The organism is Thiomicrorhabdus heinhorstiae (assembly GCF_013391765.2).
Classification (GTDB): Bacteria; Pseudomonadota; Gammaproteobacteria; order Thiomicrospirales; family Thiomicrospiraceae; genus Thiomicrorhabdus; species Thiomicrorhabdus heinhorstiae.
In genome coordinates, this window is the sequence record NZ_JACBGI020000001.1 from 306,679 (window position 1) to 330,405 (window position 23,727).

At 46.6% G+C, this 23,727-nt stretch carries 24 protein-coding genes and 1 pseudogene; 10 read left to right on the top strand and 15 right to left on the bottom strand.

Translation table 11 applies throughout. The annotated features are described in order from the left end of the window. Positions 1-62 precede the first annotated feature (62 nt). Positions 63-1,085 (top strand): DUF3800 domain-containing protein, encoded by a 1,023-nt coding sequence (locus tag H8792_RS01520; protein ID WP_194947361.1) that lies wholly within the window; start codon positions 63-65, stop codon positions 1,083-1,085. Next, positions 1,076-1,174, top strand: a pseudogene (locus H8792_RS12775) (hypothetical protein); the annotation flags it as partial. The gene H8792_RS01520 and the pseudogene H8792_RS12775, both read left to right, overlap by 10 nt. On the opposite strand, the gene eda reads toward H8792_RS12775, so the two are convergent. Next, the gene (gene eda / locus H8792_RS01525) at positions 1,171-1,794 is read right to left on the bottom strand and encodes a bifunctional 4-hydroxy-2-oxoglutarate aldolase/2-dehydro-3-deoxy-phosphogluconate aldolase (protein ID WP_194947362.1); all 624 of its coding nucleotides are present in this window, start codon (positions 1,792-1,794) and stop codon (positions 1,171-1,173) included. The pseudogene H8792_RS12775 and the gene eda overlap by 4 nt on opposite strands. Continuing rightward, complete coding sequence (edd, locus tag H8792_RS01530; RefSeq protein WP_194947363.1) at positions 1,791-3,620, bottom strand: phosphogluconate dehydratase; 1,830 nt, start codon at positions 3,618-3,620, stop codon at positions 1,791-1,793. The genes eda and edd overlap by 4 nt, the downstream gene beginning before the upstream one ends. Before the next feature lie 435 nt (positions 3,621-4,055). On the opposite strand from edd, the gene H8792_RS01535 reads away from it, so the two are divergent. Next, on the top strand, positions 4,056-5,162 hold the full coding sequence (locus H8792_RS01535) for a serine hydrolase domain-containing protein (protein ID WP_194947364.1): 1,107 nt from the start codon (positions 4,056-4,058) through the stop codon (positions 5,160-5,162). A gap of 159 nt (positions 5,163-5,321) precedes the next feature. Beyond that, entirely contained in the window at positions 5,322-6,275 is a 954-nt protein-coding gene (locus H8792_RS01540; protein ID WP_194947365.1) for a hypothetical protein, read from the top strand. Positions 6,276-6,436: 161 nt separating this feature from the next. Here the strand turns inward: H8792_RS01540 and H8792_RS01545 are convergent, their stop codons facing one another. Then, positions 6,437-6,763: a hypothetical protein gene (locus tag H8792_RS01545; RefSeq protein WP_194947366.1), complete on the bottom strand. Its 327-nt coding sequence runs from the start codon at positions 6,761-6,763 to the stop codon at positions 6,437-6,439. Between the two features lie 293 nt (positions 6,764-7,056). Between H8792_RS01545 and H8792_RS01550 the strand changes: the two genes are divergently transcribed. The 5 genes from H8792_RS01550 (at position 7,057) to H8792_RS01570 (ending at position 11,331) form a co-directional block, all read left to right on the top strand. Beyond that, positions 7,057-7,380 carry a TfoX/Sxy family protein gene (locus H8792_RS01550; RefSeq protein WP_194947367.1) on the top strand — a complete coding sequence of 108 codons (324 nt, stop codon included), beginning with the start codon at positions 7,057-7,059 and terminating at the stop codon, positions 7,378-7,380. A gap of 3 nt (positions 7,381-7,383) precedes the next feature. After that, the gene (locus tag H8792_RS01555) at positions 7,384-8,772 is read left to right on the top strand and encodes an aldehyde dehydrogenase (RefSeq protein ID WP_194947368.1); all 1,389 of its coding nucleotides are present in this window, start codon (positions 7,384-7,386) and stop codon (positions 8,770-8,772) included. A 75-nt stretch (positions 8,773-8,847) separates the two neighbouring features. Continuing rightward, a complete protein-coding gene (locus H8792_RS01560) occupies positions 8,848-9,534 on the top strand; it encodes an MOSC domain-containing protein (RefSeq protein ID WP_194947369.1) in 687 nt (228 codons plus the stop codon). A 98-nt stretch (positions 9,535-9,632) separates the two neighbouring features. Next, a complete protein-coding gene (locus tag H8792_RS01565) occupies positions 9,633-10,097 on the top strand; it encodes a peroxiredoxin (RefSeq protein WP_194947370.1) in 465 nt (154 codons plus the stop codon). Positions 10,098-10,344: 247 nt separating this feature from the next. Next, a complete protein-coding gene (locus tag H8792_RS01570; protein ID WP_194947371.1) occupies positions 10,345-11,331 on the top strand; it encodes a nuclease-related domain-containing protein in 987 nt (328 codons plus the stop codon). A 24-nt stretch (positions 11,332-11,355) separates the two neighbouring features. Here H8792_RS01570 and H8792_RS01575 read toward each other — a convergent pair whose 3' ends face one another. From H8792_RS01575 to H8792_RS01595, 5 genes are all read right to left on the bottom strand, one after another. Beyond that, on the bottom strand, positions 11,356-11,967 hold the full coding sequence (locus H8792_RS01575) for a LysE family translocator (RefSeq protein WP_194947372.1): 612 nt from the start codon (positions 11,965-11,967) through the stop codon (positions 11,356-11,358). Positions 11,968-12,054: 87 nt separating this feature from the next. Then, positions 12,055-12,774, bottom strand: coding sequence for an SIMPL domain-containing protein (locus H8792_RS01580; RefSeq protein ID WP_194947373.1), 720 nt, complete (start codon positions 12,772-12,774; stop codon positions 12,055-12,057). A gap of 29 nt (positions 12,775-12,803) precedes the next feature. After that, entirely contained in the window at positions 12,804-13,307 is a 504-nt protein-coding gene (locus H8792_RS01585) for a DUF3010 family protein (RefSeq protein WP_194947374.1), read from the bottom strand. 61 nt (positions 13,308-13,368) lie between these two features. Further along, on the bottom strand, positions 13,369-15,048 hold the full coding sequence (gene glnS / locus H8792_RS01590; RefSeq protein WP_194947375.1) for a glutamine--tRNA ligase: 1,680 nt from the start codon (positions 15,046-15,048) through the stop codon (positions 13,369-13,371). Positions 15,049-15,231: 183 nt separating this feature from the next. Beyond that, on the bottom strand, positions 15,232-15,567 hold the full coding sequence (locus tag H8792_RS01595; RefSeq protein ID WP_194947376.1) for a hypothetical protein: 336 nt from the start codon (positions 15,565-15,567) through the stop codon (positions 15,232-15,234). Between the two features lie 358 nt (positions 15,568-15,925). Between H8792_RS01595 and H8792_RS01600 the strand changes: the two genes are divergently transcribed. Further along, positions 15,926-16,591 (top strand): hypothetical protein, encoded by a 666-nt coding sequence (locus tag H8792_RS01600; RefSeq protein ID WP_194947377.1) that lies wholly within the window; start codon positions 15,926-15,928, stop codon positions 16,589-16,591. Between the two features lie 58 nt (positions 16,592-16,649). Here the strand turns inward: H8792_RS01600 and H8792_RS01605 are convergent, their stop codons facing one another. The 7 genes from H8792_RS01605 to H8792_RS01635 form a co-directional block, all read right to left on the bottom strand. Then, complete coding sequence (locus H8792_RS01605) at positions 16,650-17,423, bottom strand: ATP-binding protein (protein WP_194947378.1); 774 nt, start codon at positions 17,421-17,423, stop codon at positions 16,650-16,652. Beyond that, positions 17,416-18,411, bottom strand: a complete 996-nt coding sequence (locus H8792_RS01610) for a putative transporter (RefSeq protein ID WP_194947379.1) — start codon at positions 18,409-18,411, stop codon at positions 17,416-17,418. The genes H8792_RS01605 and H8792_RS01610 overlap by 8 nt, the downstream gene beginning before the upstream one ends. A gap of 191 nt (positions 18,412-18,602) precedes the next feature. Continuing rightward, positions 18,603-19,166 carry a hypothetical protein gene (locus H8792_RS01615; RefSeq protein WP_194947380.1) on the bottom strand — a complete coding sequence of 188 codons (564 nt, stop codon included), beginning with the start codon at positions 19,164-19,166 and terminating at the stop codon, positions 18,603-18,605. A 130-nt stretch (positions 19,167-19,296) separates the two neighbouring features. Continuing rightward, the gene (locus H8792_RS01620) at positions 19,297-20,478 is read right to left on the bottom strand and encodes a 3-phosphoglycerate dehydrogenase family protein (protein ID WP_194947381.1); all 1,182 of its coding nucleotides are present in this window, start codon (positions 20,476-20,478) and stop codon (positions 19,297-19,299) included. 14 nt (positions 20,479-20,492) lie between these two features. Further along, a complete protein-coding gene (locus H8792_RS01625; RefSeq protein ID WP_194947382.1) occupies positions 20,493-21,623 on the bottom strand; it encodes an ABC transporter permease in 1,131 nt (376 codons plus the stop codon). 5 nt (positions 21,624-21,628) lie between these two features. Continuing rightward, positions 21,629-22,591, bottom strand: a complete 963-nt coding sequence (locus tag H8792_RS01630; RefSeq protein ID WP_194947383.1) for an ABC transporter ATP-binding protein — start codon at positions 22,589-22,591, stop codon at positions 21,629-21,631. Beyond that, positions 22,588-23,556 carry an HlyD family secretion protein gene (locus H8792_RS01635; RefSeq protein WP_194947384.1) on the bottom strand — a complete coding sequence of 323 codons (969 nt, stop codon included), beginning with the start codon at positions 23,554-23,556 and terminating at the stop codon, positions 22,588-22,590. The genes H8792_RS01630 and H8792_RS01635 overlap by 4 nt, the downstream gene beginning before the upstream one ends. Positions 23,557-23,727 lie beyond the last annotated feature (171 nt).

The following is a 23,727-nucleotide window of genomic DNA, read 5'->3' on the forward strand; positions in this document are numbered from 1 at the left end:
CGTTTGCGCCGCACAGCTTTAACGTTATGTGTTGTAAATGAACAAATCAAAAAGGAAACTAAATGTTAAAGATTTTTATCGATGAATCTGGTTCATTTGCTACTGCCGAGCACCAAGGTTCTTGGAGTCTGACATCAGCCATTGTTTTACCTGCTCCAGATAAAAGGAAATGTATAGAAGCATTGAAAGAACTTAAAATTGAAAATAAATTTAGACACAATGATGAAGTTAAATTAAAAAACGTATCAGAAGATAGCTATTTGAGTTTTCTTCATAAACTTGGGAATACTAACTGTACTCTATATTCTGTAGCGACAGATGCAGGTACTCAGACCGTTGAAGATATCGAAGCTCACCGAGATCGACAAGCCGATAAAATTGAAGAACATAAAGATAAAATGCAACACGAAGAAATGACTAAGCAACTTGAGAATCAAGCAAATCAAGTTAGAAAGCTTGCCCCACAACTTTATCTTCAACTTATCTGCCAGACAACGTTAATGTCTGATGTAGTGAGAAAAAGCATATTGTTCTATGTTCAAAGGTGTCCTAAACAGATAAATGCTTTTCAGTGGAAAATTGACAAAAAAACTGCTGGCAGGATATCTAAATATGAACAATCATTTCGTTCATTAGTCCTCCCATTTCTTCAATCTGAATCACTCAGAAATCCGGACGTTCATGTCACTGATTTTGATTACAGCGCGATGAACGATTTTTTTTACACAGAAGATAATAAACCTCAATACTTGGAGAAAGATTACGGTATCAAAACCAGTCCAGAGGGTGGATTAAATATTGGTAAAATTGTTTTGAATGATTTTGAATTTGTAGACTCCAAGATTGAAGAAGGTATTCAAATAATAGACCTGTTAGTATCCGGAATCAGGCGAACACTACGTGGAGACTGGGAGACTAAGAGTCAAGTTATATCTGAAGCTTTAGGAAGCTTAATGGTGCAAGCAATAGATAATAAATTCCCGATACACTTCATTACGACATCAGAAGAACAGCAATCACTAAGTCCAAATGCCATAAAAGCTTCAAAAGCTTTTAAAGACCATCAAAAACCAATGCTTACATGATAAGAACACATAACAATTCACTCAACTCAACTCGACCGTGCTATGCGCGCGGCCGGTTAAGTTTAGTCGTTAGACTTTTAAGAACTTAATCAATCGCTTCCAATGCGGTTTTGCAGAGGCTGGTGATATTAGAAAAATCACCTTCTGCAACGCTGGTTTTCGGGACGATCCAGCTGCCGCCGACACATAGAACATTCGGTAGTGCCAGGAAGTCGTTCATATTGGCTAGGCTGACCCCGCCTGTCGGGCAAAACTTCATTGACCCGAATGGGCCGGCAAAGCCTTTTAACAGTTCAATACCGCCGACCGCCGTGGCCGGAAAGAGTTTGCAGCCTTCAATACCGTATTCCATTGCCAGCATGACTTCGCTGGCAGTCGCAACACCCGGAATAAATGGGATACCTTCTTCTTTGGCACAATCCAGCAGTCCGGTACTGATACCCGGACTGAAGCTGAAGTTGCCGCCTAGATCTCTAACCTTAAGCATCTGCTCGGCATTCACAACCGTACCGGCTCCAACATTCATTTCCGGCAGTTCTTTGGCGATGGCTTCAATACTGGCAAGCGCCGCATCACTGCGCAGGGTGATTTCCATGACGGCAATCCCCCCTTCCAGTAACGCTTCCGCTAGCGGCAAAGCGTCTTTGGGGTCTTCCAGCACCACCACGGGAACGATTGGGGAAATGCCTAAAATTTCAGTCGCCTTCATGCTTGTTCTTCTCCTATAGAATCAAATATCGATGCCCCCATTTCGGCACTGCCGACAAAGTGGCGCATCATCGCAAACAATTCACGTCCGGTTCCCCATCGATCATGTGACAAATCTGGATGAGCCTCCTCTCGGGCCGCCAGTTCTTCCGCAGACACTTTCAGTTCCAGTGTTTTGGCTTCGACATCCAGCACAACAATATCACCGTTTTGAACCTTGGACAGCATACCGCCATCCAGCGCTTCCGGTGTAACGTGAATTGCCGACGGCACTTTACCTGAAGCACCGGACATGCGTCCGTCCGTGACGACAGCAACCTTAAAACCTTTATCCTGCAAAGCGCCCAATGGCGCCATCAGGCCGTGCAGTTCCGGCATACCGTTGGCTTTTGGCCCCTGATAACGGACAATCGCAATAAAATCTTTATCCAGTTCGTGTGCCTTAAACGCGGCCTGCAATTCTTCTTGTGATTCAAACACCACAGCCGGTGCTTCAATACATAATTGTGTCGGTTTCAGTGCCGAGGTTTTGATGACAGAACGCCCCAGGTTACCGCCCAGCATGGTCAGGCCGCCGTGGTGGTCGAACGGCTCGTCGACCGTTGAAACGATCTCCGGGTCACGCGGTTTGTCCGGCGCGGGTGTCCAGGTCAGCCTGTCGTCGACAAGGGAAGCTTCGGTGGCGTAAGGCGCCAGACCTTTACCGACAATGGTATTCACATCTTCATGCAAAATACCGGCATCCAGCAATTGGCTGATAACATACCCCATGCCGCCGGCATCGTGGAATTGGTTTACATCGGCACTGCCATTTGGATATAGACGGGTAATCAGCGGAACGATGGAAGAAATATCGTCAAAGTCTTCCCAGTTGATGTGAATACCGGCCGCCTTGGCCATCGCGATCAGGTGCATGGTATGGTTGGTCGAACCACCGGTTGCCATCAGACCGACCAAGGCATTGACGATACTTTTTTCATCAATCATACGGCCGACCGGCATGAAATTCTCGCCGAGTTGCGTCAGTTTGACGATTTGCTGTGCGGAGCTGACGGTAATCGCTTCACGCAACGGAGTATCCGGATTCACAAAAGTCCCGCCCGGAAGATGCAGCCCCATCACATCCATCATCATCTGGTTTGAGTTGGCCGTGCCATAGAAGGTACAGGTTCCGCTACTGTGATAACAGGCCGATTCACTTTGCAATAGGACGTCTACCCCGACATTACCGAGTGCGAACTCTTGGCGCACCTTGCCTTTTTGCGCATTACTGATGCCGGAACGCATCGGCCCGGCAGGGATAAAGACGGCGGGAAGATGACCGAAAGTCAAAGCGCCGATCACCAATCCGGGAACGATCTTGTCGCAAACCCCTAAATAGATCGCGCCTTCGTATACGTTATGCGAGAGGCCGACGGCCGTCGACATCGCAATGGTGTCGCGACTGAACAGACTGAGTTCCATCCCCGGCTGCGACTGAGTCACCCCGTCGCACATCGCCGGTACGCCACTGGCAACCTGACAGGTCGCGCCGACTTCGCGCAACGCCGCCTTGATTTTAAGCGGAAAATCCGCAAAGGGTTGATGCGCGGAAAGCATGTCGTTGTAGGCGGTAATAATGCCGATGTTCGGTGCCTTCATGCCCGACATAATCGCTTTATCTTCAGCGGATTCGGCCGCCATGACATGAGCGAGGTTACTGCACCCCAGTGCCGCACGATGCACTTTCTTTTTTTCCGCTTCAGCGATCCGTTCCAGATAAATTTCCCGCGTCTTGCGTGAACGCTCGATAATACGCTCGGTAACTTCTAAGATCCCTTTATTCATCGCGACTCCACTTCTAATTCATATTTATTATTGCAAGTCTGGCAAGCACTAAACCAGTTTAAAGCATGATACAGACCAATGTTAAAAGCTGCTCCATTGCCGGCTTTAAGGCCAAAATCCGGGATATTTACTCCTCGAACCGGGCCAAGAAAGGCAAGCAAATCCCCATCCAAGCCGTAGCCGACTACTCGAACTAGTGCATAACGCACCATAAGAGTCCATACTATTACTGATTCCAAAACAGAACAATGTTACATCAGAAATCGCTAAAACCTTTTATTATTACCAATGAGCGTAACCAGAAGAAAAAATCGCACTATCAGTAGGCTACAGAAAATGAAATAATAGGCCGAACCTTTTCACTTCTACCAACTTCACTAACCCATTGAATATAAGTCATTTTTGAATATCGCTTAATCCAAAACGAGGATTGCTATGAAGTTCGGAATCCATCAATTAACTCCTGTTGTCAATTTTGTATCGAAAATACCGTTTTTTGCAGCTTTCGTTATTGCTCTGTTATCTCTAAATGGTTGTGGCGGAGAACCGATTGGTAGTACGCCTGGTACAGACTTGACGGTCGAACAACAACTCACAGCCGAGTTGGACCAGGTTCAATCCGACCGGGATTTTACCCTCTTGGTCGAATCCAATAATGGAACCCAATACGTTTATAACCGAGGTTCCTCCACACCTGAAACCGTCTATCGCTCCGCATCCACTTCAAAAATGGTGACCTCTGCAATTATCCTGTCGTTAGTGCAGGACGGCATTCTCTCGTTAGAGGACCATCCGCAAGACTACCTCGATTTTTGGCCGACAAGCGGTAGTCATGCAGACATTACCTTACGCCAACTTTTAGACTTTACTTCCGGCATTACTCAAGAAGATATCTGTATGAATAACCCGTTTGCGGATTTCGCCAGTTGTGTTGAGAAGATTCTAAATCAAAATTCGACGATCCCCGTTCCCGGCAGCGAGTTCTACTATTCCGGTACACACATGCAGGTAGCGGCTTTGATGGCAATTCGGGCCGGGGGATTTGCCGATTGGCAGGAAGTGTTTAACTTCTTCAAATCGCAAACTCAGCTATTTCCCAATGCGACCTATGATCTACCTTCTGCCGGCAATCCGCGTGTTGCGGGAGGCATGCATTGGCAGGCCAATGAATATTTAGATTTTCTCAAAGCTCTTTATCTGGGAGACATCTTGTCCCCGACTCTTCTTACGGAGATGACCCTGGATCAGATTAGTGCGGCATCAATCGCATATTCGCCGATTGAATCCTGGTCTCCGCAAAAAGATTGGCATTATGGATTGGGTCTCTGGATAGAGTGTGATACGGTGCCCTTTAACTGCCCATCCACAACCAGAGTCTCTAGCGCCGGAGCTTATGGAGCCTATCCATTTATGGATTTTGCCAATCAGTATTTTGGAATTGTTGCTCTCGAAGCCCCGCTTGGAAACAGCGAAGAAGGTTATCTGATTTGGAATCCGGTAAAAACGGAATTATCCCAATGGGCGGAAAGCAATGCTAATTAGTTTTAAATGGCTGACTGAGCTTTTTGAGAGCTTAGCCTTTATCATTAAGATAAAATAAGACAATTCGATCAGCGACAACAGCAAGCGGTTTCTACTCTGAAAGAAGCGGTATTTTCCGGTAATTTAAACTTTTACATCCAGATCTAAAACAGACTCAGCATGACCAAATTATTTAAACGAACAACCTACTCGATTCTTTCCATAACCTTGACATTGAGCCTGTCGGCGTGCTCTTACGCAGCAAACCAGACACTCAATAAGAACACCGTCAATACCGGCTATATAACAGATAAAGAGATTCCGGAAGCCAGTGGTCTAGCGATCTCTCAGCGTCAAAAAAATGTTTTGTGGGTATTGAACGATAGCGGAAATAAACCATGGATATTTGCCATCAATGAGCAAGGCGAACGCTTAGGCACGGTAAAAATTAAAGGCGTCAAAAATAAAGACTGGGAAGATTTAGCCTCTTTTAAATACCAGGGCAAATCCTATCTGCTCATCGCGGACGTTGGCGATAATTCCGCTAAACGAAAAAAGTATTTCCTGCACTTTATCAAAGAGCCTAAGGCAAACAAACTCTCTCCTGATGAACCTTTATCCGTTAAACCGGAATGGTCAATTGAGTTTACCTATGAAGACGGGCCTAGAGATTGCGAATCGGTTGCCCTCGACTTAAAAAACAACAAGATTCTTTTATTGAGCAAACGAGACAAGCCACCGGTGCTCTATGAACTTCCCATGCGCAAAAGCGATAAGAAAGAGGAACTGATTGCCCAAAAACTCGGCGATATAAAACCGCTTCCCGAGCCTGAGGTACAGGATGTCCGTGCGCTTAAAAATCTGTTTTACGCCAAGCGGCCGACGGCCATGGACATGTCTGCTGACGGTTCGGCGCTGATTGTTTTAACCTATGTAAAAGCCTATCTGTATCAAAATAAAACCCGCTCTAATTGGGCTTCCGTTCTGGCACAATCTCCAAAAGAAATCGATCTCCCCTATTTGCAACAAGGGGAATCAATCTGTTTCGATCACGATGGACAGAGTATCTATGTCACCTCCGAAGGCCTGCCCGCGCCTTTATTCAAAGTAGATCTAAAAGATTCGTTACATTGAATTCTTTGAACCCTGTTTAACAAGACTTCTTCTATTTAAAAGCCTACACTGCATGCAAAAAACAAAACGCCCGAAGAAATCCAACGGGCGCTTTGAAATTAAAACAATTTACCTTGTGTTATGGCAATAGATTATCTATTTGAATCATTCTAAAACCGCCTTTAATCCTTAATGTCTGCAAAACCGGCCGTCAGTTGAGGCTGACTGCTGAAAAGCCCCCAACCTGCCCCAATGACAATATCACTACTAAAGTTATAGCCTGCACCGACATCCACATCCACTTTCTCACGAGCATTCGGATAGTAAGTCGCCCCTGCCGTCGCCACAAATGTATCTTTTTGATCATCCGACAGCACCTTGGCCGTCAGTCCGAATTTACCGTTAAAGGTATAAACCCCGCCGATCATCGCCGTGGCATCCGCCTGAACCACTGACGCCAACATTGTTAAACCCGAAAAGACGGTTGCTACCAACAATTTATTTTTCATCTCAATCACCTCGCTTCGATTCATAAAAGAAAAAACAGCAAATCTCCCTCTTAGCAATATACTCTTGAGAATTTAAAAATCAAATAAGCTCGATATCAGGCAGAAAACAGAGATGTTTATAACGACATTCTCTTTTCCGGCCCTTCACCACTCCTACAGATAAATCCGGAATAAACAGCGGATACAAAAACGAAATTTCATCAGAAAAACCCCATTCTCGCAGCCTAAATGCTAAGATGAAAAACAACTCCAAGCACCATTCACCAACCTCATTTTTTGAATTGGAAATCAGCATGGATGAGTTTATTGAACACCTGCATGAAGTCTTCTCTGAATTTGGTGCCATTACCGCCAGACGTATGTTCGGTGGCTACGGCATTTATCATGATGTCTTGATGTTCGCGTTGGTTGCAGACAATACCCTTTATCTCAAAGCGGATAAATTTTCTGTAGAAAGATTTATTGAATTGGAACTTCCTCCTTTTGAATATGAGAAAGGCGGTAAAAAAATGAAAATGTCTTATTTTCGTGCTCCGGAAGAAATTTTCGATGATCCGCATCTCGCGGAAGAGTGGGCCACCCTAGCCTTTGAGGCCGCTTTACGAGCCAAGAAATAAATCATGAAGATTGCAGACGTCATCAATGCCCAGCATGAATTCTTTCGCTTCAACCATACGAAAGATACCGACTTTCGAATCCGCCAACTGGAAAAGCTGAAACAACTGATTTCCGATAATGAAACCACGCTCTATCAAGCGATATTTAACGACTTCGGCAAATCCGAATTCGAAACCTATCTTGCCGAACTCTCTCCTATCTATCATGAGATTGATTTAGCACTTAAAAACATTCAAAAATGGAGTAAGCGGCAACGCGTTCGCACAGATCTGGCAAACTTCCCGGCCAAAAGCTATCTGGTCCCGGAGCCACTGGGAAGTGTGTTAGTTATCGGTGCCTGGAACTATCCCTATCATCTTTCGCTGATCCCAGCAATCAGTGCGCTGGCTGCCGGAAATACCGTCATTATCAAGCCGAGCGAACTTCCTTCGAGAACCTCTTCGGCCATGGCAAAGCTGATTAACGAAAGTTTTTCGGCGGATTATCTGCATATCATTGAAGGAGGCGTGGAAGAAACAACGGAACTGCTGAAATACCGCTTCGATAAAATATTTTTTACCGGCAGTACCGCTGTCGGCAAAATCGTCTACCAAGCCGCCGCTGAACATTTAACGCCGGTAACTCTCGAACTGGGCGGCAAAAGCCCGACATTTGTTTTCGCCGACTGCGATCTGCCAATGACTGCAAAGCGCATCGTATGGGCCAAATTTTTAAACGCCGGTCAAACCTGCGTTGCGCCGGATTATATACTGGTCGAAAAATCCATCAAAGATGCCTTTCTGCAAGCCGTACAACATGCCCTGCAACACTATCCGCAAACCCCTGAAACCGAGATTGATCCACTCACCGGACGCTATGTACAAATTATCAACCAGCATCATTTCCAGAGATTAAATTCCCTGATCGAAACCGCGCAGGATAAAGTCCATTTTGGCGGCAATCGCGATACAGATTCACGTTTTATTAGCCCTACAATCCTTCAAGACATTACATTTAACGACGAGATTATGCAGGAAGAAATCTTCGGGCCTATTCTGCCTGTCATCGCTTTTAATGATTTGGATGAAGTCATTCAGACAATCAAGCAAAAACCACGACCACTATCATGCTACATCTACTCGAAAAACCAGAAACTGATCGATAAAATACTGAATGAAATCTCTTTTGGCGGCGGCTGTGTTAATGACAGCCTCATGCATTTAACCAACGGCAACCTGCCGTTTGGGGGCGTCGGCATGAGCGGATTCGGCTGCTATCACGGCAAAGCCGGGTTCGACACCTTTACCCACTATAAAAGCATTCTGCATAAACCTTTCTTGTCGGAACCCAGCCTAAAACACCCGCCCTATTCAAAATGGAAGTTAAACCTGCTCAAATGGTTTTTAAAATAATTACCGGGCACAAGCACCGCGTCAGGATCGGGCATTTAGGAATGAAAGAACAGCATAAACAAGGATATTAAATTCATGCACAAAATAGCATCGATTGAAGCCGTACTGATCGGTACAGCGAAACCTCTGGGCAAGAAACAAGTGCTTAGCGGCATGGATAAGCATCCGGTTGATGGTGAAATCAAAGTCGGTAAACTCGGTCTGGAAGGTGACGAGCAAGCCGACTTGCGCGTGCACGGAGGTCCGGACAAAGCCGTACATTTTTATCCGCGTTCCCATTATGATTTCTGGAAAACCCGAATTGAATCACCGTTGCTGAATCAAGTCGGCGCCTTTGGAGAAAATCTGACGCTGGTCGGCCCGGATGAAAACGACATCTGTCTCGGTGATATCTGGCAGATCGGATCGGCAAAATTTCAGGTATCGCAAGGCCGTCAACCTTGCTGGAAACTGGCGCAACGTTTTGACGTGCCTGATATGGCAGAACAACTACAGAATGAAATGAAAACCGGCGGTTATCTGCGCGTTTTGCAGGAAGGTGAAATACAAGCAGCAGATGAAGTCATTCTATTAGAGCGCCCTTATCCCGATTGGCCGTTGACCCGGATTATGAAACTGTTTTATCGGGATACACTGAATGAAAGCGAACTGCGGCTGGCCGATGAATTACCCCTTCCCGCTTCCTGGAAAAAGGTGATTGCCAAGCGTTTAGAGACCCATACGGTTGAAGACTGGACATCGCGTCTATTCGGTCGCGATTAATCACTTCTTCCAAGACAGAAAAGACGGTTTTCATTAGCAAAATCCGCTAAACTCATTCCTGTTCAATTTAAAACTATAAACCTAAAAGGTAATTTTCGATGCTACAAACCAATCAACCGGCTCCGGATTTTTCCGGCGTCAACCAAGCAAACGAAACGGTTTCTTTAAGTGACTTTTCCGGTAAGCAGAAAGTCGTTCTGTATTTTTATCCGAAAGACGACACCCCGGGCTGCACTATTGAAGCAAACGACTTTACCTCTCTTGTTGGAGAATTTGCTGCCGCCGATACTCAGGTGATCGGCGTCAGTAAGGACGACTGCGCCAGCCATCAGGCGTTTATCGATAAATTCGGTTTGAAAATCGACCTGCTTGCCGATACCGACGGAAGCCTCTGCGACGCTTACGGAGTCTGGCAGCTGAAGGAGAAAAACGGTGTGTCCAAAATGGGCATTGTCCGCTCGACATTTATTATCGACACCAGCGGTAATTTAGCCTACGTGGAATACGGTGTTAGCCCGGACGGTCACGCTCAAGCGATGCTGGAAAAGGTTAAAAACCTGTAAAACCCTGCCAATTTGCGGGAAAAGAATCTAAACAACTCTCTTTCCCGCTTATCTTATTTCTCATTTATTTCACCCGATCACTTCAAAATTTACGGTAATTTTATCCAGCCTAACCGATTTTGACATCTTTCACTTTCAATCAATCTTCAAGCCATCCGTTACAACCTCAATTAACCCAAAATAAGCATTGATCAAACCAGTATTGCCCATTTAGAATGTCTGCTTTCAATACTGAATAGGACGTAGAGTGTTGTTTAGCAGAACCAAGCTGATGCAGTGGCGTGATTTAATTAATGTCTCTCCTGTCTTCGAAGATCCCGAAGTTTTGGCAGGCCGTAAAGCCGAAGATTTTCTAACTCGAATCGTCGAGTCAAACTTGAAGTACAAAGGTGTGCATTGTTTTGTCGGCAAACGGGTTCCGTGCCCTGAGAAAAGCCGCCGCTATGAAATAGACCTGATCGTGCTGACTAAAAAACAACTGCACGTCATTGAAGTTAAAAACTGGTCAGGTTCACTCGTTGAGGAAAACGGACAGTGGATTCAGCATAAGCTCAACGGACAATCGATCGAACACGATAATCTGACGGATCATAATTCAGCCAAGCTGCAATCTCTGCAAGACTATCTGCAGAAGCATGACATTCATATCGACCCGAGTTACATCAGCCAAAAAGTGGTCTTAATCAATCCGCGACTGAAAATCTCACCGCAAATACAATCCGATCCAAACGTTATCCCGCGGAGCCATCTTGATCATTATTTGCAATCGCAAAAAGGCGCCTCTTTCAGCGAGCGGATGCTGCATAGCGTGATCGAAAGCTGCACCTCTTCCGAAACCGGAAGCATTCTTCTTGATGGATTATTTAAAGCCATGCCGAGAAAGCAGCTCAAAAGAACCATTGAAGCTCTCGGTTCTTTAAGAACATGGGATCTAATCGGATTGCACGGCGGCAAAATCCTGCAAGGCGATGCACGCAGAATCTCAATCGGAGGACAACGCTTCGAACTTGAACCTCTACAGAGGGATGAAAAAATCGAATTGCGTTGGAAACGTGGCAAACTCTCAAGCTTATTCAGCTCTTGCGTAATGAATTTTGCATTCGGAAAAACCAAATTGCAAAAACGCAGTTACCGCTTGAATCCTCTGGAAGACCACATCCTCTTCCATAAGGCAGGCAACCCGCAGATTTCGCAAATTGACCTAAAGCAGATCGAGTGGATTAAACGCGGTTAAATTGTTTATCGCCAATAAAAGAGCTTAAACATCGATTACTAGAAACAGTGCGGTTGCAAACATCGTAATCGCCGCGACCCTTTTCAAATTACGTTGCAGAGCGTGACTACGCAACCATGCCCGCGCTTTAGAGGCAATCAACGCATAACCGAACATGACAGTAATCAAAATCGTCGCCACCATCCCCAAAACCAGAAGCCCACCCTGTACGCTTAACTCGGCCATATCAACAAAGCCCGGCAAAAAACCGATATAAAATAAAATCACTTTCGGATCGGCAAAAATAGTCATAAAACCGCTAGCAAAACGCGTGGTTTTCGACGTCATTACTTGCGCCGATTTAATCACTTCCGGATCACTGAGCAGCAAACGCCAGCCCATCCAAATCAGATAGACCGCGCCTAAATATTGGATCAATTTGAATAATAGGGTGAAGTGTTCGGCGAGCGTTGCCAAACCAAAGATCGCCAGCAGTACAAACAGCAGATCACCGCTGACAATACCGACAATAACCGGAACGCTGCTGCGTACCCCTGCCAGTAGAGATTGTGAAACCGTCAGCAATACGCCGGGACCGGGAATAATCGCTAAAAGAAACAACGCCGTTGCAAAAGCCGCAAGCGAATAGACTGTCATTCAAATTACCAAGGATTTTTTCGGGCGTGTCTTCCAATAAGCTTGGCAGCGCAAAATTGCCCGGCATAAGCTAGTGTCTGGTTAAACTTAATCCGACAAATAGTAGGTAATCGTCGAGACTACGCGGACTTTTTTAATGTAAGGCGTATTATTATCACGTGAGATAATACTGAACTGCCCCTGCGAAGCGGATTTAATTTTCCCCAATACGCTACTGGAATCTTTAGCAAATTTCTCAGCTACTTCGCGAGCATTGCGCGTCGCTTCTTCAATCATTCCCGGCTTAATATCGTTTAGTCCGGTAAACAGATATTCTGTACGCGCTTCATAGTTTCCACCGGTAATGACAATGCCCTGCTGCCCTAATGACGACAGGCGACTTTGCAGGGTACGCACCAAATCAATGTCTTTCGAATAAACCGTAACGTTTTGCGTAGCCGTATAACGGAACTGAGCACGGTTCTGATTACCATACTGCTGGGCAAGTTTGTCGGTAATCGACGGAGACGAAAATGAGATGTCCGATTTGGCAATTCCCGAGGATTCGAGGAACTCGACAATCTTACCGGTGTTGCTATCCAGAGTCTTATACAAGGTTTCCAGATTATTATCGGCAATCGAAAAACGAATCGGCCAGATGACCACATCCGCCTTAACTTCCTTTTCCGCCAACCCCTTCACTGTGACGATACGATCGAAGGATTTAAAATCGATCGTCGCTTTGCCTAATAACCAGCCGAGCAATCCCAAACCGACCACTAAGCTGATGCCTAAAACCAGCGCATTAAACTTGGAATTGACCTGCATAATTTACCTCTTTTCATCGTAAAAAAGACTTAATCCGTGTCGGCTTCGGCTTCCCGATTTTCTTTACGGCGTTGAATCTCATTCTGGCGCGCCTGTTCGGCTTTACCTTCCGGATCGCTCAGCTGTGCATAAGCGATATCAAACGCACCCTGCTGGAACTTTTTCAAGCCGGTTTCGGTGAACGGGATCGTCATCGGATATTTTTTAAAAATCGCTTTTTGCGTGGTGCTGGTCATTAGCAGCACTTCGCAGTTATCAATCAGCTGAATTACAGCTTCCAGCTTAAACCCATTGGCTCCACCGGCAAACTTGCCTTTTTTCATGCGTTCACGAATGACAATCTGATCGATTTTATAATCTTCGACCAGCTTGCGAATACTCTTCTGAAAATAACGCAAGTCTCCGGCACTGTCCGGGTCACGGCATTCGACTCGACGCGCACGACATTCAGGCAGATAAAACATTCCGTTGCTGTATTCCACCAACGCTAAAACCGCATCATTACCGGCCAACTCAATTCCTAAAATTCGCATACCTTTCCTTAAAAAGAACTTTGAAATAAAAAAGGCGACCGAAGCCGCCTTTCTAAACCGTTTATTTTTGCTGAGACCATGTATCTCTAAGGGCAACCGTACGGTTAAAGACCAGGCGGTCGTTAATTTTATTATCGCGACAGAAATAACCTTCACGCTCGCACTGATAAGCCTGCTCAACCGGTGCCTCGGCCATACCCGGTTCGACAAAGCCGTTTTTAACAATCAATGAATCCGGATTCAAGACCGACTCGAAATCCTCGGCCTTGCCCGGATTCGGCACAGTGAATAAACGGTCATAGACACGGAATTCGGCCGGGAGCGCTTTCGTCGCCTCGACAAAGTGAATGACACCTTTTACCTTACGCCCGTCAGCCGGGTTTTTGCCTAGAGTTTCCGGATCGTAAGAGCAGTAAATCGTGGTGAAATTGCCATCAACATCAGTTTCGAAACGCTCGCCTTTAATGATGTAGGCGTTACGCAAACGTACTTCCTTATTGATCGCCAAACGCTGATATTTTCCGTTCGGGGCGATTTCCATAAAGTCGGCACGATCGATGTACAATTCGCGGCTAAAGAATATCTCGCGTTTGCCCATCGCTTCGTTTTGCGGGTGAATTGGCGCCTGAATCACTTCCACTTCGCCTTCTGGATAGTTCTCGATCACCACTTTAATCGGGTCCATCACAGCCATAGTACGCGGTGCAACCTTATTTAAATCATCGCGAACGGCCGCTTCAAGAATGCCCATCTCGGTCATGCTGTCAACTTTGGAAATCCCGATCCGTTCGGCAAAGTCACGCACCGAAGCCGGCGTGTAACCGCGACGGCGCATACCGGAAATTGTCGGCATACGCGGATCATCCCAGCCTTCAACCAGCTTATCGCTCACCAGTTGGTGCAGCTTTCGCTTGGACATCACCGTATATTCCAGGTTCAAACGCGAGAATTCATACTGATGCGGACGGTCAGGACGACTGAAGTCATCAAGATTATCAAGCAACCAATCGTAAATGCGGCGGTTATCCTGGAATTCCAACGTACAAAGCGAGTGGGTTACCCCTTCAATTCCGTCGGAAATACAGTGTGCAAAATCGTACATCGGATAAATACACCACTCATCGCCGGTCTGGTGATGATGCTCGAAGCGAACACGGTAAAGCGTCGGATCGCGCATGCACATGAACGAAGAAGCCATATCGATTTTCGCACGCAGAACGCACTCGCCTTCTTTAAAACCGCCGGCACGCATTTTTTCGAACAACGCCAGGTTTTCTTGCGGCGACGTGTCGCGATAAGGACTGTTTTTCCCCGGTTCTTTCAAGGTTCCACGATATTCACGGGTTTCTTCGGCATTAAGAAAGCAAACGTAAGCCAAGCCTTTATTAATCAGCTCAACCGCATATTGATAAAACTTTTCGAAATAGTTTGAGGAGTAGCAAGGCTCGCCTTCCCAATGAAAACCTAACCAGCGCACATCTTTTTTGATGGACTCAACATATTCAACATCTTCTTTGGCCGGATTGGTGTCATCGAAACGCAGATTGCATTTTCCCTGGTAGTCCTCAGCCAAACCGAAGTTCAAACAGATGGATTTGGCGTGACCGATGTGTAGATAACCATTCGGTTCAGGCGGAAAACGTGTACACACGCGATCGTGCAGATGATTAGCTAAATCGTCGTTAATAATATTGCGGATAAAATTGACTGGACGCTCGATCCCTTCCGGCTTATTGCTCATGGAAATACAAAACCTATAACAAACTCTTCAAGACAAACGGGCCGAGAAAACGGCCCATGAAATAAATGCGCTTGATTATAGCATATAAAAGGCATTTGCAAGTTGCTTGCAAACTGTTATTGAGACCCGAAAAACAATATTACTCCACCCTTTCAAAAGGCGAAAAGAGTCGAGTAATTTAAGCTATTTGACAAGAAGATCCATCAACCTCGTATGCAGCCTTTCCAGTACTGCAATATTTTCCTGGCTGCGTTCAGGATTGAATCTCGGATCTTCCAAGGCATCGAGATTCATCTGCCACAAGCGGCGACAAGTATGCAGAGTGACCCTGAGCTCGTACGGAGTTGGATTACCGGCTACCGCCCAATCGCCAGGCATCATAAATACCTCTTTACAACGAAAAGTAGCTACTTTGTTATCTGCTTTACCTTCACCGGCACTGCCCTGAGTTTTTTGGAAGTCAGGGCGCTTGGATTGTTTAGGTAAAGTCTTAGGGTTTAAAACCGTCACACTTGCCATAGTTTTCTCCTTATAACGGGGGAAATCAACAATTAAAAAGACCTTACCTCTCGCTTCCAGTATAAAAACCTACTGCATGACCCGGAAATAGTTTTTTGTAATAGTAATCCTTAATAAATGTAATACCTATCTATAGGTTTTTTCTTCTCCAAGCCCAAAATCACTCTATTGACAGGCATCACGCTTCGTCCTAGTATGAGAATCTCATTGATTAAGTATTTTCTCTCACTCCTCGTTCTTTAAAATTCGAAACGTTTGTCATTCGCGGGCTAAATCGACGACAAACTTGCTTAGTTAACAAGCTGGAATTCAATACATATAACACTGAATTCGCGCTTTCTTTTAAGGAGAAGTCACCATGACTGCAATCACTATAGAATATCAAGAAGCCCGCAAACGAATGATGCCCGGAGACGTGATCGCCTTCGGTGGTAAAGGTCATTTTTCAGAAATCATTAAATTCGCTACACTATCTGCCGTTTCGCATGTCGGGGTTATTTTGCAAACCAAAGTAACTGATGATGACAGCGACCGTTTTTTCAATCAAATCATTGAATCCACATCTCTGAACGGTTTTAACGGTGTCAATATCTCGCGCTTCAGCGATCGTTTAAATAATTATGAGGGTGAAATATGGTGGTTACCGCTTAACCGCCAGTTGAGAGAACAACGGTTCGATTCCAAAGCCTTCTATGAATTTCTTTTTAATCAGGCCAGGGAACGTAAAGGCTACGATATGCCGCAAGCAATTAAATCAGCTCTCGACGTGCTCGATCAATTGCCGTTCGACACCCACGGTCCGGGATATAACCGGGAAGATTTCAGCAAATTTTTCTGCTCTGAACTGGTAGCAGCCGGTTTAGAAAAAGCCGGTACGGTCGGTACTGTCAATGCATCGGAAGTAACACCAATCGATTTATGTCGTTGGAACATTTACGAAACAGAGTATTTCCGCTTGAAAGGCGATCCGGAAAAAAGAATTTCTAAATACAACACTCTCCAACCTTCTGATTGGAATGTCTAAGAAGCGAATTCAGCCGGGCAATGTCAATCTGACCGGCTGACATAGGAAAATAGCGAAATTAACGATTAGTTTCGAAATCGATTTTAAACTGTCTGGCGGTTCGACCACTGCGGCCCCCGCGCGAAGTCGCAAAGCGTGCCGCCAAGCGATGTAACTCTTCACGGTCTCCATCAAAGTCGACAAACAACTTATCGACCATTTGCAGATAAACATCCTGAATCGGCGCGTAAAACGACAGACTCAGACCAAAGCGGTCCGCCAGAGACAGAGACTCTTCGATGTTATCACCGTAATGCAATTCGCCGTTTGGATTGACGCGCACATTTTGATTGTCACTGCCTTTTTCCGGCAGCAGATGTCGGCGATTCGACGTCGCCATCATTAGAATATTCTGCGGCGGCAGTTCAATCGAACCTTCCATCAACACCTTCATATGACGGTAGCGTTTATCACCGGCTTCAAAGGTCAGATCATCGCAATACAGAATAAACTTCCAGGGTTCGTCGCGTAATTGATCACTGATTTCCGGAAGATCTTCAATATCGTCTTTCTCAACCTCGACCACCCTTAACCGCTGATCATGGTAGTGATTTAAAGCCGCTTTGATCAATGACGATTTCCCGGTTCCTCGCGCTCCCCAAAGCAGAACGTGGTTCGCCTCTTCGCCGCGCAAAAAAGCTTGCAGATTAAGGTTAAAACGGCGTTTTTGTTCGTCAATGCCCAAAAGATCGCCCATTCCGATCGGATCCAATGCCTTAACGGCGCGGAGCTTTTGTTTACGGCTGCGCCAGACCGCAGCGCGGGTTTTATGCCAATCAATCTTCTTAGACATTGTTTTTCTCGCCGACAGCCTTAGGATCAGGATGATTATCGATCAAATGGGTTTCAAATTCGCGCAAACGCTTGATGACCGACAGGAATTTGGTAATGTCAGTCCAACGATCGATAAAGAAGTTAAAACCATCGTTAACCTTCCCGAAAGCATTGCCGGTCTGCGTCACCACCCCAAGGGTAATCACTCCGCCAAACAGTGACGGCGCCATCATCAGATACGGCAGAACGATCATCAACTGGCCATAGATATTCGACCACAGATTGAAATAGGTGTAATGATTGAACAGACGGAAATAGTTCGGGCGCAGTCCTAAAAACAGTTCGGCCATGGTCGGCATATTGGCATAGGTCTTATCGTCCTCGGAATAGACCAGATGCTTACGATAACTCGCTTCGACCCGCTGGTTATTATATTCCAGCCCCGGCAGTTTAATCCCAACCAGAAACGAAATCAGCATAGCCCCAATAGAAGTCAGCATGGCAACCCAGACCAGAGACCCCGGAATTTCCGCCAACCACGGAATCGTCATCTGTTCGGACAAAGCCCAGAGAATCGGAATAAAGGCAATCAGCGTCAAAACCGAGCGGAAGAAACCCAAACCGAGCGATTCAAGCGCATTGGCGAATTGATAGGTGTCTTCCTGGATACGCTGTGATGCCCCTTCGATATTCCCCGGATGGGAACTCCAATAAGGCAGATAATAGAACGTAATCGCCTGACGCCAGCGGAAAGCATAATGGCGTGCAAAATAGCTGGAAGCTATGGCGGCAAAAATATATGGAATTGCTATGTAGAGAAACTGGAGCATCTTTTCCCAGAAAGCGTTGATATCGTTCGCTGCCTGCAGAATGTCGTAAAACTCTTTATACCATTGGTTCAAAAGAACCGTCATTTGCACCTGGAAAATCACCAGAGCAAACAAAAGAGCCAAACCGCCCCACGCCCAAAGAGCCCACTCTTTGGTTCCAAAAAAACTCTTTAACATAGCCTTCTTATTCTCATTCTTATTTTTAGTGCCGACGATTTGCTTTCATCGGAACGTTTCCAAGAAACGGATACAACCACCAACGGCTCCCCGGTCACTTATTCTCAATTTCGTTATCATCTTAACCTTGCGATTTATTGAGAATAGTGACGACATCTTGGAAGATACTCTACCTTCAGACCGAGATCGCTTTAATGCACATCTGCTTGCGAATAATGTAGTTTAACCAGCTTAACGACTTTATCGCCGCCCTTCTCTTTAAAACGCATAAAACTCGGATCTTCATCAATACGGTCGTAGTTTTCGTCCATATACGCCATGCGTCCTTCGTAATAGCTCTGCAAAATCGAATCTTCGAGCGTCCAGCCTTTTGGAAAAGCCGCCTGTTGTGCTTGAGCCGGTTTCAAACTCGCCAGGCAAATCAAGGTTCCGTCTTTCATTTTCTGAAATCCGATCTGCAGCCAAGGACAGATCACCTCCAGCTCGCCGAATTGAGTTACCAGAACCATATCTCCGGCCTGAACTTCACCGTTAACTTCGACACGCTCCTGCAAACCGCCTTCAATCAGCTGCTTACCGAATGCCTGCATCTCTTCAAGACGCAAAAAACCAATACGCAGTAAATTTTGATCGGCACAGATCGCCATCGGATGTAAATTTCCCTGAACCTTTTGCAAAGCCTCCAAGGCTTTGGGATTTTGCTGAGCTTTTTCTTTATTGATGATAATCGAATAACCTTCAACCAGAACCGACATTGGAATACTCCTGTTTTTGTATTTAGCTTTTATAGCTTTTTGAATCGCATCCCCGATACTGCGAAATGTAATACTGTAAATTTACATTGAAAACGCCCATCATAAAACGAGATGCAAGCACTGAAAAGCCCTAACCGCACAGCCTTGCCGATAAAACGTTCGGTAATTGACGCAAACGCAGCAATAACGTCTGATCGACTTCCCCTTGCAGGTCGATAAGAGTATAAGCAATCTCTCCACGAGATTTATTGATCATATCTTCGATGTTAAGATTTTCCCGGCCTAATGTTTCGGTAATTTCCGCCAGAATCCCCGCCTGATTGCGGTTAACAATCGCAATTCGGCTAATACCGTCGCCTTGAGGTTCGACAGGCACATTCGGCAGATTGACCGAATCCTGCACTATACCGTGTTCCAAAAACGCTTTCAGATTTCGAATCACCTGAATCGCCGACTGCTCTTCGGCTTCTAGCGTCGAAGCCCCCAAATGCGGAAAACTCAAAACTTGCGGCAAGTGTGCCAAACCCGCACTCGGGAAGTCAGTGACATAGGCATGCAGTTTCGCCTGTTCCAGTAATGCTTTCAGAGGCTCTTCGACCACAATTTCCCCACGTGAAAAATTCAATAAAATCGCTCCGGTCGGTAGTAAGTTAAGACGTTCCTCATTCAGCATTCCGCGTGTCGAATCAAGCAACGGCACATGCACGGTCACCACATCGCATTTCTGTAGCAGAGATTCCAAACGGTCACATTGATGCACCGCCGAATTCAGATGCCAGGCGTGGTGTACCGATATGACCGGGTCGTAACCGTAGACATCCATCCCGAGTGCGAAAGCAGCATTGGCGACCTTAACGCCGATCGCCCCCAGGCCGATCACCCCCAGTTTCTTCCCTGCCAGTTCAAAGCCGGAAAAACGCTTTTTGCCGCTCTCGACCAACTTACTCGGCTGGTCGGAGTTTAAATCCAATTGACGAACAAATTCGGCGGCCGGGTAAAGGTTCCGCGCCGCCATCAACATGGCTGCCATCACCAGTTCTTTCACTGCATTAGCATTCGCGCCGGGGGCATTGAACACCGCCACTCCGGCTTCATTCATTTTCGCTAACGGAATATTATTGACCCCGACACCGGCTCGACCGACAGCTAATAAAGACGGCGGAATTTCCAGTTGCTGCATATCGGCAGAACGCACCAGAATCGCTTCGGCGTCTTCCTGCTCGCCGCTTTCTTCAAAAATCCGGTACTGCGGTTCACCTAACAGTGCCAGGCCGCTTGGCGCAATCTGATTTAACACCCGAATCCGTTTCATATTTGTCGCTTTCCTTAATCCAAAGTTCGTCTATAACGTTTCATCGCAATGGCACCGACTACCAGCATAAAAAGGCCGATGGCGGCAAATTCATTCAGTAAAGCCATTCCCGGCGTATCCTTAAGCATCACTCCACGAATAATCCGCAAAAAATGCGTTAGCGGCAGAGCTTCGCCGATCCACTGCGCCCAGATCGGCATACCTCGAAACGGGAACATGAATCCCGACAGCAGAATCGACGGCAGGAAGAAAAAGATCGTCAACTGCATCGCTTGCATCTGTGATCGGGCAATGGTGCTGAAAGTAAAACCAAGGGCCAGATTGGCAAGAATGAACAGACTGACGCCGAGAGCCAGCACCGACATGGAACCGGCAAAGGGCACCCTGAAAAGGAAGTGCGCCGCAGCCAGAATAATAAACGTCTGGATGATCCCGACAAAAATATACGGCGTAATTTTGCCGAACATCACCTGATAAGGCTTAACCGGCATGGCAAGCAGGTTTTCCATTGTGCCGCGTTCCACTTCGCGTGTCATTGCCATTGAAGTGATCATGACCATCGTCATGGTCAAAATCACCCCGACCAGGCCGGGAACGATATTGTATTGGGTGATGCCTTCCGGGTTATAGGCACGATGTACCACGACATCGACCGGGTCTGCGGAAACCGCCAGATAACTCAAAGGACCGGTTAAATCGGGTTGCAGCGCCTGCAGGACAATCTGGCGGATTTGCGCCATCGCATTTGAGGCCGCCGCCGGATCGGAAGCATCCGCCTCCAGCAACAGCTGCGGCTGTTCGCCACGAATCAACGCCTTGGTAAAACCGGCCGGAATCGACAACACGAAAGACACCTTGCCGTCGCGCAATAAAGACTCGGTCTCTTCGCCGTTACCGGTCGTTAATATAAAATCGAAATAATCCGAATTTTTCATGCCGGTCAGGATCGACCGTACCATCGGCGTCTGCTCTTCGACGTGCACCGCCGTAGCCAGATGCTTCGGATCGGTGTTGATCGCATAACCGAACAGTACCAACTGTACCACAGGGATCATCAGAATCATTGCAAAGGTCAAGCGGTCACGACTCATCTGAATCATCTCTTTGCTGAGAATCGCAAAAATACCGTTCAAACTCCTCAACATCCGTATTATCCCTTGCCTGACGTATTGGACTGCATATGTTGCATTTGACTCAAAGCGATAAAGGCGTCCTCCAGGCCGGTTTCAATCTCCTGCCACTGCAAACCATCGCCAAACTCGCCAATAGCTGCCTGCAAAGCTTGCCGATCCCTAGCGCTGATGTGCAGTGCAGCACCGAAATAAGACGCGTAATCGACACGATCGTCGCGGCGAAACGCTTCGACTCTTTCACGCGCGCCGTCACCTGTGGCTTTAAAGGTCACCAAACCGACTTCCTTGACGATCTCCTGCACCCGGCCTTGAACCATGATCTTGCCATGCGATAGATAAACAATCCGGTCACAGCGCTCTGCTTCGTCCATATAGTGAGTTGAAACCAGTACCGTCATACCGGAGCCTGCAAGTCGATGTATCTCGTCCCAGAAGTCACGCCGTGCCTGTGGGTCGACTCCTGCGGTCGGCTCGTCGAGCAGCAGTAAAGCCGGATTATGCATCGTGACTGCGGCCAGCGCCAAACGCTGTTTCCAACCACCAGACAAATGGCCTGCCAGTTGATGCTGTCGATCAAACAGCCCGAGAGTTTTCAAGGTTTCGTCAACCACCTGTTTGATTGGATGCAACTGGTATAGGCGTGCGACAAACGCCAGATTCTCGCGAATAGTCATATCTTCCCAGAAAGAGAATTTCTGGGTCATATAGCCAGTGGCCTTCTTGATGGCATCCGCCTCTTTCTGAATATCCAGCCCCAGGCAGTTGCCATATCCCGACGTCGGCTCCAACAGACCGCAGATCATGCGAATCGTCGTAGTTTTGCCTGAACCGTTAGGTCCGAGAAATCCCCAAACTTGACCGCGCGGCATTTGAATACTGACCTTATCGACGGCACGCTTACTTCCGAAATCCTTTACCAGATCGCATACATCAATGGCCAGGTCGTCGGAAAGATTTTGCTGTAGTGCTTTCTCTCTCATGGAATCAACACATCCACCGGCTGGCCAGGTCTCAAAGAACCCTGTTTTAAACGGGCCTCAACCAAAAACACCAGCTTCTGGCGCGCAGCATTACTGAAAATAACCGGAGGAGTGTAACTGGCCGAATCGGAAATAAAACGAATCTCTGCCGGAAGGGATTGAGTTTGGCCGTCTCGTTTGATTTCAACTTGCTGTCCCAAATGCAGATCGGACAGTTCGGCCTCACCAACGAAGAATTTCACTTTCAGACGTTTAGGCGGCAGGATGGACAATACCGGTGAACCGGCTGTAACAAATTCGCCGGGATAGTGGAAACGTTGCTCTACCCGTCCTTGGATCTGACTGTACACACTGCGTTGATCGAGTTGCCATTGCGCCTGACTAAGTTGACTTTTAGCCTGTTGCACTGCAGCTTCAGCAGCTTTCTGCTCCTCTTCGCGAGCAGCGAGTTTGGAAACAGCTATATTGGATTCAATCAGGCGGACCTGTGCTTTTGCCACTTCCCAACTTTCTTGAGCCTGATCGCCTTGGGTAATCGCAGCTGTCCCTTTTTTAACCAAGGCACTCCAACGCTGTTTCTCCGCCGCCGCCAGTTTAAGCTGGGCCTTTGCTTCTTTTAGCTGTGCGTCAAGAACATCCAATTCTTCCTTACGAGCCCCGCTTTGTAGATTTTTCCACTGCGCTTCGCTTTGGTTAACCCCTTCACTGGCAGCTTTCACCTGAGCTTTTTGATAATCGTCATCGAGAAAAAATAACGGCTGACCGGCAATAACCTGATCCCCTTCTTTAACATCGACGCTTTTGAGCCACCCACTAGCAGGTGCAGCTATGTAACTGTAATCGGCTTCTACATAACCGTGATAAATATTGGGAGAGCTGTCCGTCTCGGCGTATGCAACTGAAGTACTAAATAAATTCAACAGAGCCAAAGCGGTTATCAGAAGCTTAAACAACTTAGTGAGCATCCCTTATCTCCAAGCGCACAATTTATATGTTTCTAGCATTATGAAACGAAGCCGGGGGAATTTCCAATCCCCCAACAGCAAAAACAAGTTTTTCTCCACACTCCCTCAAAAAGGGCTCGCATTTTGGGAAAGCGGGGTAAAATAAGCGGTTTGCGAAGTACGGCCGTTATC

What these genes read in the sequence shown, in the direction of transcription:
- H8792_RS01520 (WP_194947361.1), top strand. Translation starts at nt 63, where the DNA reads ATGTTAAAGATTTTTATCGATGAATCTGGTTCATTTGCTACTGCCGAG.
- eda (WP_194947362.1), bottom strand. Translation starts at nt 1,794, where the DNA reads ATGAAGGCGACTGAAATTTTAGGCATTTCCCCAATCGTTCCCGTGGTG.
- edd (WP_194947363.1), bottom strand. Translation starts at nt 3,620, where the DNA reads ATGAATAAAGGGATCTTAGAAGTTACCGAGCGTATTATCGAGCGTTCA.
- H8792_RS01535 (WP_194947364.1), top strand. Translation starts at nt 4,056, where the DNA reads ATGAAGTTCGGAATCCATCAATTAACTCCTGTTGTCAATTTTGTATCG.
- H8792_RS01540 (WP_194947365.1), top strand. Translation starts at nt 5,322, where the DNA reads ATGACCAAATTATTTAAACGAACAACCTACTCGATTCTTTCCATAACC.
- H8792_RS01545 (WP_194947366.1), bottom strand. Translation starts at nt 6,763, where the DNA reads ATGAAAAATAAATTGTTGGTAGCAACCGTCTTTTCGGGTTTAACAATG.
- H8792_RS01550 (WP_194947367.1), top strand. Translation starts at nt 7,057, where the DNA reads ATGGATGAGTTTATTGAACACCTGCATGAAGTCTTCTCTGAATTTGGT.
- H8792_RS01555 (WP_194947368.1), top strand. Translation starts at nt 7,384, where the DNA reads ATGAAGATTGCAGACGTCATCAATGCCCAGCATGAATTCTTTCGCTTC.
- H8792_RS01560 (WP_194947369.1), top strand. Translation starts at nt 8,848, where the DNA reads ATGCACAAAATAGCATCGATTGAAGCCGTACTGATCGGTACAGCGAAA.
- H8792_RS01565 (WP_194947370.1), top strand. Translation starts at nt 9,633, where the DNA reads ATGCTACAAACCAATCAACCGGCTCCGGATTTTTCCGGCGTCAACCAA.
- H8792_RS01575 (WP_194947372.1), bottom strand. Translation starts at nt 11,967, where the DNA reads ATGACAGTCTATTCGCTTGCGGCTTTTGCAACGGCGTTGTTTCTTTTA.
- H8792_RS01580 (WP_194947373.1), bottom strand. Translation starts at nt 12,774, where the DNA reads ATGCAGGTCAATTCCAAGTTTAATGCGCTGGTTTTAGGCATCAGCTTA.
- H8792_RS01585 (WP_194947374.1), bottom strand. Translation starts at nt 13,307, where the DNA reads ATGCGAATTTTAGGAATTGAGTTGGCCGGTAATGATGCGGTTTTAGCG.
- glnS (WP_194947375.1), bottom strand. Translation starts at nt 15,048, where the DNA reads ATGAGCAATAAGCCGGAAGGGATCGAGCGTCCAGTCAATTTTATCCGC.
- H8792_RS01595 (WP_194947376.1), bottom strand. Translation starts at nt 15,567, where the DNA reads ATGGCAAGTGTGACGGTTTTAAACCCTAAGACTTTACCTAAACAATCC.
- H8792_RS01600 (WP_194947377.1), top strand. Translation starts at nt 15,926, where the DNA reads ATGACTGCAATCACTATAGAATATCAAGAAGCCCGCAAACGAATGATG.
- H8792_RS01605 (WP_194947378.1), bottom strand. Translation starts at nt 17,423, where the DNA reads ATGTCTAAGAAGATTGATTGGCATAAAACCCGCGCTGCGGTCTGGCGC.
- H8792_RS01610 (WP_194947379.1), bottom strand. Translation starts at nt 18,411, where the DNA reads ATGTTAAAGAGTTTTTTTGGAACCAAAGAGTGGGCTCTTTGGGCGTGG.
- H8792_RS01615 (WP_194947380.1), bottom strand. Translation starts at nt 19,166, where the DNA reads ATGTCGGTTCTGGTTGAAGGTTATTCGATTATCATCAATAAAGAAAAA.
- H8792_RS01620 (WP_194947381.1), bottom strand. Translation starts at nt 20,478, where the DNA reads ATGAAACGGATTCGGGTGTTAAATCAGATTGCGCCAAGCGGCCTGGCA.
- H8792_RS01625 (WP_194947382.1), bottom strand. Translation starts at nt 21,623, where the DNA reads ATGTTGAGGAGTTTGAACGGTATTTTTGCGATTCTCAGCAAAGAGATG.
- H8792_RS01630 (WP_194947383.1), bottom strand. Translation starts at nt 22,591, where the DNA reads ATGAGAGAGAAAGCACTACAGCAAAATCTTTCCGACGACCTGGCCATT.
- H8792_RS01635 (WP_194947384.1), bottom strand. Translation starts at nt 23,556, where the DNA reads ATGCTCACTAAGTTGTTTAAGCTTCTGATAACCGCTTTGGCTCTGTTG.